The 10,061-nt window shown below is 51.9% G+C and carries 11 protein-coding genes; 2 read left to right on the forward strand and 9 right to left on the reverse strand.

Annotation, left to right across the window (positions count from 1 at the left end; all coding sequences use genetic code 11):
- Nucleotides 1-474: 474 nt before the first annotated feature.
- The gene (locus EKM84_RS13855; protein WP_125766254.1) at nucleotides 475-864 is read right to left on the reverse strand and encodes a CvfD/Ygs/GSP13 family RNA-binding post-transcriptional regulator; all 390 of its coding nucleotides are present in this window, start codon (nucleotides 862-864) and stop codon (nucleotides 475-477) included.
- A 35-nt stretch (nucleotides 865-899) separates the two neighbouring features.
- Nucleotides 900-1,493: a peptidylprolyl isomerase gene (locus tag EKM84_RS13860; protein WP_125766255.1), complete on the reverse strand. Its 594-nt coding sequence runs from the start codon at nucleotides 1,491-1,493 to the stop codon at nucleotides 900-902.
- Between the two features lie 128 nt (nucleotides 1,494-1,621).
- On the opposite strand from EKM84_RS13860, the gene EKM84_RS13865 reads away from it, so the two are divergent.
- Both EKM84_RS13865 and EKM84_RS13870 read left to right on the forward strand, forming a co-directional pair.
- Nucleotides 1,622-2,131: a phosphatidylglycerophosphatase A family protein gene (locus tag EKM84_RS13865; protein ID WP_125766256.1), complete on the forward strand. Its 510-nt coding sequence runs from the start codon at nucleotides 1,622-1,624 to the stop codon at nucleotides 2,129-2,131.
- A gap of 135 nt (nucleotides 2,132-2,266) precedes the next feature.
- Nucleotides 2,267-2,932: a VTT domain-containing protein gene (locus EKM84_RS13870; protein ID WP_125766257.1), complete on the forward strand. Its 666-nt coding sequence runs from the start codon at nucleotides 2,267-2,269 to the stop codon at nucleotides 2,930-2,932.
- Nucleotides 2,933-3,004: 72 nt separating this feature from the next.
- On the opposite strand, the gene EKM84_RS13875 is transcribed toward EKM84_RS13870, so the two are convergent.
- From EKM84_RS13875 to EKM84_RS13905, 7 genes are all read right to left on the reverse strand, one after another.
- A complete protein-coding gene (locus EKM84_RS13875; RefSeq protein WP_125766258.1) occupies nucleotides 3,005-3,634 on the reverse strand; it encodes a TIGR01906 family membrane protein in 630 nt (209 codons plus the stop codon).
- Nucleotides 3,627-4,421: a TIGR01457 family HAD-type hydrolase gene (locus EKM84_RS13880; protein WP_125766259.1), complete on the reverse strand. Its 795-nt coding sequence runs from the start codon at nucleotides 4,419-4,421 to the stop codon at nucleotides 3,627-3,629. Before EKM84_RS13880 ends, EKM84_RS13875 begins: the two co-directional genes overlap by 8 nt.
- A 12-nt stretch (nucleotides 4,422-4,433) precedes the next feature.
- Nucleotides 4,434-5,153, reverse strand: coding sequence for a YutD family protein (locus tag EKM84_RS13885; protein WP_125766260.1), 720 nt, complete (start codon nucleotides 5,151-5,153; stop codon nucleotides 4,434-4,436).
- A gap of 11 nt (nucleotides 5,154-5,164) precedes the next feature.
- Nucleotides 5,165-6,544, reverse strand: a complete 1,380-nt coding sequence (locus EKM84_RS13890; protein ID WP_125766261.1) for a bifunctional metallophosphatase/5'-nucleotidase — start codon at nucleotides 6,542-6,544, stop codon at nucleotides 5,165-5,167.
- Nucleotides 6,545-6,649: 105 nt separating this feature from the next.
- On the reverse strand, nucleotides 6,650-7,258 hold the full coding sequence (locus EKM84_RS13895) for a metallophosphoesterase family protein (protein ID WP_125766262.1): 609 nt from the start codon (nucleotides 7,256-7,258) through the stop codon (nucleotides 6,650-6,652).
- 14 nt (nucleotides 7,259-7,272) lie between these two features.
- The gene (locus EKM84_RS13900) at nucleotides 7,273-8,121 is read right to left on the reverse strand and encodes an aldo/keto reductase (protein ID WP_125766263.1); all 849 of its coding nucleotides are present in this window, start codon (nucleotides 8,119-8,121) and stop codon (nucleotides 7,273-7,275) included.
- A gap of 238 nt (nucleotides 8,122-8,359) precedes the next feature.
- Entirely contained in the window at nucleotides 8,360-9,784 is a 1,425-nt protein-coding gene (locus tag EKM84_RS13905; RefSeq protein WP_125766264.1) for an amino acid permease, read from the reverse strand.
- Nucleotides 9,785-10,061: the final 277 nt, after the last annotated feature.

Raw genomic sequence — 10,061 nt, forward strand, 5'->3', positions numbered from 1 at the left:
TGATGCTTGAATAGCTCATCGATTGTTGTTACTTTATTTGTTATAAAAGCGAATTGGCTTCGCAAATATTGTTTGGGCTTGATACCAAGTATCAAACCGCCCTACACATATTTGGTTTGTCGAAACAATGTTCAGTTTTCAAAGGTCTACCAAGTTGTCATAAGAAGCAATCGCTCCGTGACAACTTTTAAAGTATATCATGTCGTTTAAATCGTGTCAACATCTTTTTTCAGCTTCCTGAATATTTATTCAACATCCAAAGAAATGAATTCGACGTGATTGGCACGCCTTGACAACATAAACCATTGTATCAGTTACGATTTAACACGTCAAGCATAAATTTCAAATTTTGATTAACTATTCAAGAACCTGTTATTTATGCATTGCTCGTCTCAAATCAGCAACAGGTAATATCTTACCAATCATCTCCAGGTAGGTCAAGCACTAATTGCAAATAAAATAAAAAGCCTCCCCCTAAGAGGAAGCTTGTTCTTGATCTAAACGCTGTGAGGCCTCGGACTTCCAGCCCTCTAGCCGATCCGCAATTGGTTTAAACCCAATGTTGATGCGGTGATTCGTCCAGTAATGTCGGTGTTGATGTTCCAGGGGCTCCGGGCTATACGCCACGTGCTCAAGGCACCGTAACGACAAGCTGATTTTCCCCGTGAACTCATCAATGTCCAGAATGACAACGTTCACTTCCTGATTGACCTTTAAATAGTCGTGAATGTCCTTCACGTACCCACAATGACATTCAGAAATATGAATGAGGCCCTGACGATGACCGCCCAAACTGACAAACGCCCCGTAAGGCTGAATGCCCGTAATGTGGCCGGTCACCCGTTGACCAATTTGAAACGGCATAGTCGTACCCTCCTCACTAATCATCTAATTCTCGCCTATTCGGCTTCTTTGACCGTGACTTTGTCCATGGTGACAGGTGTTGCTGGTTGATCACTCGCATCCGTCTTGACCTTGGCAATGGCGTCGACAACGTCCATCCCCGCGATAACTTGGCCAAAGACCGTGTGACGGAAGTCCAACCAAGGGGTCCCACCGTCTTTATAAGCATCGACGATTTCTTCTGGGAAACCGGCATCCTTCATCTGAGCCTGCATCTGATCCGTCATATCCTTATCTTGCACGATAAAGAATTGGCTACCGTTGGTGTTGGGTCCAGCGTTGGCCATTGAGACGGCCCCACGTAAGTTGTATAACTCTTGTGAGAATTCGTCTTCGAATGGTTGACCCCAGATGCTTTCGCCACCCATACCCGTACCGGTTGGATCGCCACCTTGGATCATAAAGTTAGGAATGACCCGGTGGAACGTCAAGCCATCATAGTAACCGGCCTTGGCATGGGTCACAAAGTTTTCAACTGTCTTTGGTGCTTGTTCGGGGAAGAGTTGCAGCTGAATGGTCCCCATGGACGTTTCAATCGTTACTTGTGGACCCCTGGCGTTAGCCAAATCAATTTGTGGAAACTTTGTCATAATTATCCTCCATATCTTTTCAAAACACTATCTGCTTATCTATTATCACCGCCAACCGTCAAAAATGCAACTGACAGCCACGGTGTTATACTAAGAGAACACAATTTAATTCGAAGGAGTCTGATTAAATGACAAAACCAACCACGGCTTTAAAGCAACGGACGATTGACTTGCTTAACGAACGAGGCGTCGCGCTTGAGGCCATCGCCGACCTGGTCATCTTCCTGCAAAAAGATTACATCGTCGGTCTCACTAACGAGGAAGCACTCGCCAGTGTGCAAACCGTTCTGAGCAAACGAGAAGTACAAAATGCCATCATCACCGGCATTCAACTCGACATTGCTGCGGAACACCACACCCTGATGGAACCTTTACAGACCATTGTCGAGCGAGACGAGGGGCTTTACGGGGTGGACGAAACCATGGCGCTCTCTATAGTAGATATTTACGGATCGATTGGCTTTACCAACTACGGCTACATTGACCGCGTCAAGCCTGGTATCTTGGCCAAGCTCAACGCCCACGAACCCGGTATCATCCACACCTTCCTCGATGACTTGGTCGGCGCCATTGCTGCGGCAGCGGCTGCCCGGCTGGCCCATGACGATACCGGCGAACAAGATACCCCGTTTAAGTAAGCTTGCCATCGTCACCACCGGCCTAGCAACAAATATCATAATTTCGTTAAGGTTCACCGACTCTGCTGACAGTTGGGTCAAAACCTTCTACAATGTAGGCATAACAAATTTCACACTAGCATAAGGAGACCCTTAATGGGATATTTAATTGATTTCGTCTTACACATCGACGACCACCTGGTGAACATCGTCAATACTTTTGGCGGGTCCACCTACTTCATTCTTTTTGCCATTGTTTTCGTGGAGACCGGTGCGGTGATTCTGCCCTTTCTTCCCGGTGACTCCCTGTTGTTCGCTGCGGCGGCACTCGCTGCGAACCCCGCCTACAAGCTAAACATCTGGTTCTTCGTAGCCCTCTTCTTACTAGCGGCCATCGGCGGAGACTCACTCAACTTCTACTTGGGTGGCAAGGCCGGCGCCGCTCTGTCCAGTCACTCGTGGTTCGGGCGGCTGATCAACAAGGATAAGCTGGCCCAGTCGGAGAAATTCTTCCGTAAACACGGACCGTTGGCCATCTTCTTGGGACGCTTCATGCCCATCATTCGGACGTTCGTGCCTTTCACGGCTGCGGGTTCCCAATTCCCTTACCGGCGTTTTCTCAAATACAACGTTAGCGCCGGCCTGACCTGGGTGGCCATCTGCTGTGGCGGTGGGTATTTCTTCGGGAACATCCCCTTCGTCAAGGCCCACTTCTCTGCCGTTGTTTTAGGCATCATTGTGATTTCCCTGATTCCTGCCGTCGTTGGCTGGTTAAAGGGTCGTCACGCGTCAACCCCGAGTAGCCTTCCGGAAGACGACTAAAAAATAATTCTTGTGACACAAATAAAGCAGGACCTGAGAATTTTCTCAAGTCCTGCTTTTTTATTTGCCAAATTAGGCGCGCTTAATGGCAACGCGTCCCCGCCAGTATAACCAGCCGAGTCCGGCCTCGAACAGCACGAATGCCAGCACGAAGCAGTGCAGAAAGAACGTGTCTGGTAGCGCATTGATGATGGGATCTAGGTCCGGATCAAAAAGCCAGTCGTTGTTGCGAAAGAGCACCTCGTGAAAGGCAATGAAGAAACCGTTAAAGTTCACGGCTAGCATTGCCCCCAGCACCAGCGGCACAATCGCCGCAATCTGGACCGGTCGCAAGAGACGCCACTGTTCGGCCCGTTGCTTGAGCTGGTGTAAATACCACCCCGCGGGTCCGACACTGAGCACGAGGACCACGTTATTCAGCAAGAAGAGATTTTTCACGTCATGGAAGTGGATCATCCCTGTAAACGACGTGGCAAAATCAGTCATGTTTAAATCGGTCACCCACGGCAGTTCCAGGTACGCCAACATTTGCAGGTAATTGTGCATGATCTTGTGCGCAGACATCTGGACCGTCTGGCTAATAGCTAACCAGTGAATGTCTAAGCGATACAGCCACACGGCGTTGATCGTTAAGAAGATGCTCAACGTAATCAACGCTAAAAAGAGGGCGGTTAACCCACCCCAACGTGCTAACCTAGTCAATCGGCCCCGCCTCCAGATCCCAATGAGCCAGGTCCGGCACGGTATAGGTCGGCTGGATGGCCTGCTGAGCCACTTGCGCGGGCGTTGAGACCCCCGTATAAGTCAACAGGGTGTCGACCCCGGCGTGAATGCCGGCGAGGATGTCTGTCTGGTAGTTATCCCCGACCATCAGTGCCTGATCAGCCGCAATACCCAATTGGGCGAGGGAATTATTTAAGATAATCGGTTCCGGCTTCCCTACGAAAATGGGGTCCTGCTGCGTGGCGTAACGCACCATGTCGACCAGCGCTCCGGCACCGGGCATCAGGCCCCGCGCCTTGGGAATATTGGAATCCGAATTGGTCCCAATAAACGTCGACCCACTGCGAATCGCCAGAATGGCCTTCGCAAATTTTTCGTAGGTCACGTCACTGTCTAGCCCCACGACCACGTATTCGGGATGGTCCTCATCGACCGTAAAGCCTTTGGCGGCCAAGGCCTGTTTGAGGCCAATCTCGCCTACCACGTAGACGGTTCGCTTACCCGTCTGACCAGCACGCCGGTCTAAAAAGTCCGCCGTTGCCAGTCCGGCCGTGTACACGTTGTCCGTGGTGACGTGGATGTCGTGGTTATCGGCCAGGTTCGCCACCACGTCGACCGGGAGCTTGGTCGTGTTATTCGTCACAAATTTAAAAGGCACGTGCGCCGCCTGAAGCCGCTCCACGAACGCCTTCGCTTTGGGATAGCGTTTGCTACCCGCGTAGATGGTCCCATCAAGGTCGATTAAATAAGCCTGATACTTTTTCACTGCCAACTCTCCCTAATCTTCTTTTTTACGAATGGTAAAGTGCCGCCGTCCCTGACCACCAGAGGCCACGGTGACCGTCTTCTTGTCGTTGCCCGTTGTGGGCTTTGCGACTGGTCGCCGTTCTTCCGTGTAGGGATGCGACGTGTTGCGGTGACGGCGGTGTGACCGTCGCCGATGCGTGTTGTGTGAACCATTACCGCTACCAGTGGCATGGTTTTCAGCAGTCGCCGCCTTTTTAGCCGGTGCTGCCGCGTGCTTAGCAGACTGGTTGGTTGGTTTTTCTGCCGCCGCCTTCGTCTGATTGCTGGTACTGGTTGGCCGTGAATTGCGCCGCCGTCTTGGCCGCCGTGGCTTGGGTGCCGATTTCACATCTAAATTGTGCAGAATAAAGTAGGCACAGCCAAAGTTACAGGATTCATAGAGATAGTCCTGCACGGCGTCAATCTGGTTCTGCTTGGCGCCCGCACGGTCTTCGGCGTAAAAGCCCTTCAACCGCAGCTGTTCGAAGCCCCAGTCGCCGACAATGTAGTCGAATTTGCTCAAGATGGTGCTAAAGCGTTGGGAGAATTCCGTGAAATCAAACCCTTCCCGAACGTCGGCAACCACTTCATAGGGATGGCCGTTGATGTTTAAATGTGTTTCATCGACCCGGACCACTTCGGCGGCTGGCTCCCGGGTTTCTTTTTGTTCGGCAACAAGTGCCTCTAAATCTTTGCGATCCACCGTCGTCATCCTCTCTGTTTCTAAGTTAAGGGGTAGTGCTTCGCCAGGTATTTGGCAAAGACTTCCCGTAATAAGTCTTCATATAAAATTTGATTCTGACCCACGATTGAGATTGTTGGGAAAAATGGAATAAACAAATAGTGATCCAATCCCGCAATCGTGTACTGCTTAGTTGGCGATAGCGGTTCGCCCCGCCAGGTGACCTCGTGGGTCTTGGCGTCATAGGCGATGCCCAAATAATTGATCTCTCCAAAGATTTTACCACGAAACCCCATGCCTTTTTGCGGAAAATACCGTAAAAATAGACGAGCGAGCTCAAATTCCTGAATCAACCGCCATAAATCGTAGCCACTCAGTGTGATCTTCATCACGTGCATGTTGTGGGGCAAGAGCTGGTGGAGTTGATTCTGGTTGACCACGCCACTGGGCAAATCGTGGAGAAAGAGCCCGGCATTTAAAATGGCTGCCTGGGTGCCGGCGTACTCCGCCACCGCGTGCAAGCCCTCTTGGACCAGCCGGGGATGGCCAACTGGATCAGCCTCCATGGCAACTGGCAACTTAGCGACCCGTTGCTCGGACAAAATGGACTTGCCCAGGTCATCCAGCGCGCCAATTTCAGCCGCATCCCCACTTTGTTCGGGCAAGGTCGCCGTTTCGACGACACCGGCTTGGGCTCGCTGTAGTTGATGGTCCTCGAGATCAAGCGTAATGCGGCCAACGTATCGGCCCCATTTGCCAGCCGCGGCCAACAGGCTATGGTTATCCTGCTCGCCGTGCTTGAGCAAGTGGTGCGTGTGGCTGCCGATGATGACCGTCACCGCGGGAAAGCGCTTGGCAATCTGCCGGTCGACGTCTAACCCTAAATGTGACAGCAAGACGCACACGTCAAATTGCCCGGTGTAGGCCTCTAAGAGCCGTGTCAGGGCCGGATTGACCGCAATCGGCTGCCAACCGGCCAACGGATAGGTCAGATGGTACGGGGCCGTTAGCCCTAACACCAGCATCCGGGTCCCTGCCGGCGTCGTAAAAATCTGATGGTCGATGGCCCACTCCGGTTGTTCGTGTGTATCCCCGGTCAGAATGTTGCCCAAAATCACCGGAAAATTCGCGTGATCATAGAGATGGTCCAACTGCGCGCGCATGAAACCTAAGCCCTCGTTGTTGCCAATCGTGGCCGCATCGTAGCCAATCTGATTCATCAGTTCAATGTTTTTCTGACCGACCGTGGCCTCACTCACGGGATGGACCCGGTCAATGTTATCACCCAAGTCAAAGGTGTAGACGGTGTCCCCCGCTTGTTCGGCCTGCTGCCGGGTGGTCGCCAGGTAGCGACGAATCCGCGGCCAGTTCTCAAAGTGCGAGTGCAGGTCGTTGGTATGCAAAATGGTAATCCGTTCCATCAATTCTCTCTCCTCTTAACACTGATTTTAATCGTACGGCATCGGAGAGAAACGGTCAAGCATCGCCCACATCGCCTGATAGCCGTGACCGTTCTAAACGACCACTTACTGTTTTTCCTGGAACTCCTGCGCCTTGCCCGTGACCATTTCTTCAATCTCACTGGTCGAGAATGGCGTCCCAAATGGCACCTGTTCGGTGAGGTAGCGGGTCTCTGGTGTATCCACACCCACGTTGATGTTTTCTTTGACTGGAACCGCATAATGGTGAATATGTCCGTGTAAATTGATAATCTGGTTCACGATTCCCAGCATCATTGGATAATGGGTCATGTAGTACTGCCGGTGATCATATTTGATTAAGACCCCAACATCGTGGAAGGCAAACTTGGGCTGACCGTTTTCAATGGGGTTGTGCGCTGCCAGGTACTTGAACAGGGCGCGGCTGTCATGATTCCCCTTGATCAGTTCCAAATGGCCGTTCAGCTGGGATAAGACGTTGCAGACGGCCTCATCCGACTTCACGGCGGGTTTGGTAAAGTACAAGGCAATGTCGCCCAGGTGATAGACCGTGTCGGTCGGTGCCACCCGTTTATTCCAATTATCAATGATGGTTTGATTCATTTCGTCCACACTCGCAAAGGGCCGTGGGGCAAAATCACTGTCCCCCAACAGGTCTTCGTGAAAGAAGTGGGTATCTGACGTAAAAAATTCCATGAGTGCTCCCCCTTTTATAAGATATCTAATGGTTGTTTCGTCGTTGGTGCTGGAAAGGCTTGGTCCAGCTCCGCTAATTCAGCCGGCGACAGCGTCAGGTCGGCCGCAGCTATATTCTGTGTCATATGGGCCACGGAACTGGTCTGCGGAATCGCCAGGACTTGCGGCTGGTGAATGACCCATGCTAGGAGAATCTGGTAGACCGACACGTGGTGTTGCGCCGCGAGCGTCTTGACCGTTGCATTCGTGGTCAAATGATGGCCCCAAGCATCCCCCTGGGCAATTGGTGAATAGGCAATCAGGGGCAGTTGGTGGTCCCGCTGCCACGGCAAGACGGCGTATTCCAGGCCCCGACTTCCCAGATGGTACAGGTCTTCGTTGGCCACGGCCTGATCACCACCGGGCAACTGCCAGAGTTCTTTTAGGTCGCTAATATCAAAGTTAGACACACCCCACGCCCGGATTTTACCGGTCTGTTGCAGGCGTTGAAGCTCCGCCACCGTTTCGGCTAGCGGCACGTTGCCCCGCCAATGATACAGGTAGAGATCCAGATAGTCCGTCCGTAACCGGCGTAAACTGGCATCCAGGCTGGCGGCCATGCGTTGCCGAGATGCATTTTCTGGTAACACCTTGGAAATGAGATAGATCTGTTGGCGGTCGATGGGGGCCAACGCCTCCCCCACTAAGTCTTCGGCCCGACCGGAGCCATACATCTCAGCCGTATCGATGACCCGCGCCCCCGCAGCGATTCCCGCGCGGATGGCCGCAATTTCTGTTTCTCGTTGTTCTGGGCGGTCGCCCATGTGCCAGGTTCCAATGCCAATTGCGGGCACTGTCTGTCCGGTAATCGTGACTTGTTTCATCATTAAACACCCCTATTAGCTTAGTCGCCAACTTAACTGAACGTCCGACCATTTAGGCCACTAACAACTGGGCAACTTGCCCAAGTCTGCCCCGCCAAATACCCGATGTTCTAGCCAAAGTGGTAACCGTTATATTACTCCTATCGTAGCACTTTCAGCGGTTTTTCGCTGACTCTGACCCGCGGATGAAGCCAATTAAAAAGAGCCTGGAATTTTATCCCAGACTCAAATGTTTTAGTTAGATTTCTTTGGTGTCGTCGGTCCCGCCACCATCCACAACGGGATGACTGGCTGTCCGCCGATCTTTCAGGTATTTACCGACACTCAACGCTGCGAGCCACAAGATGGACCCAATCAACGCAATCAGCGTGTCCACCCGGAACAGTAACACGATACCGACCATGGCCAGAAATGCCAAGATAAAGTAATCGCTCCACGGGAAGAACGGCATCTTAAAGTTGGACTTGGTCGTGACACCGGCCGCCAACTGTTGTTTCTTGTATTTAATATGTGCCACAACGATTGCGCCCCAGATGAACAGGAAACACGTTGTCGCCACACTGGAAACAAACGCGAAGACGTGACCCGGAATCAAGAAGTTCAGGAAGACCGACACGGCAATCACGACGGTTGAGAACCGCAGTGCCCGAACCGGTACCTGCGCATGTGAGAGAACGCCCATGTGCTTGGCGAACTTCCCCTCACCCCGGTAGGTCAGAGAGAATAGCATTCGCCCGGTCGTAAATAACGAACTGTTGCAGGCCGAAGCCGCCGCTGTTAAGACCACGAAATTGATCACGGCCGCAGCGGACTGAATGCCCACGTTCTTGAAGACTTGAACAAATGGACTGCTGGTTGGGGAAACAGCTTGCCATGGGTAGATGGACATCAGTGCCAACAGAGAACCTAAGTAGAACAAGATGATTCGCAGTGGAATCTCGTTGATCGCCTTAGGCAAGACCTTCTTGGGGTTGGCCGTTTCGGAAGCGGTCATCCCCACCATTTCAATCCCGACGAAACTAAAGAGCACCATCTGGAAGGAAAGGAAGAAGCCCTTGGCCCCGTTGGCAAAGAAGCCGCCGGAGACCAGGTTCGTGACGCTGGCATGACCCGCCGGCGTTGGGTAGTGCACGGCAACCATGTACGCCCCAGCCAGAATCAAGGCAATGATGGCCACAATTTTAATGATGGCAAACCAGAATTCTGTTTCACCGAAGGCACTGACCGTGACCGAGTTTAAGGTCAACAGGATGCCCAGCAGGACCAGCCCAGTGACCCATTGCGGTAAATGGGGGAACCAGAATTGCATGTATTGCCCCGCGGCGGTGATTTCTGCCATGGCAATCGTGATCCAGCAGACCCAGTAGGTCCAGCCGGCCACGAAGCTCATGTTGTCACCGAGGTACCGCTGAATAAAATCAATGTACGAGTGTGCATTTAAATCTGAGAGTAAGAGTTCACCTAATGCCCGCATTAACAGGAAACACATAATCCCCGTTACCAGGTAGGCCAACACAATGGATGGTCCGGCAAGGTGAATCGATTGGCCGGCCCCCAAGAATAGCCCCGTCCCGATTGTGCCCCCCAGCGCAATCAGTTGGACGTGGCGACTCTGAAGGCCCCGTGAAAATTCTTGGTTTTCATTCACTTGACTTTTTTTCATCTTAATCGCCCCTTTGTTGAAATTCATTATACACGTCCAAGGGGGCAATACTAGTAGCGACACTGGTTGGTTCGGTAAATTAAAAAGCGTTGCTGGCCCAGTGTAATCCACTTTATGTCACTTTCATAGCTTTTAGATGAAATGTATTCAACTATTGTTGCAAGATGCCAATCGGTCGTGAAACCGGGCGAAAATACAGTACAAAAAACTCTCTGAGGGTGCCGCTTCGCTTTACCCTCGTAACCATATGGTGAAATGAACCGCCTTTCCCGGTATA

Source organism: Levilactobacillus mulengensis (assembly GCF_003946045.1).
Classification (GTDB): Bacteria; Bacillota; Bacilli; order Lactobacillales; family Lactobacillaceae; genus Levilactobacillus; species Levilactobacillus mulengensis.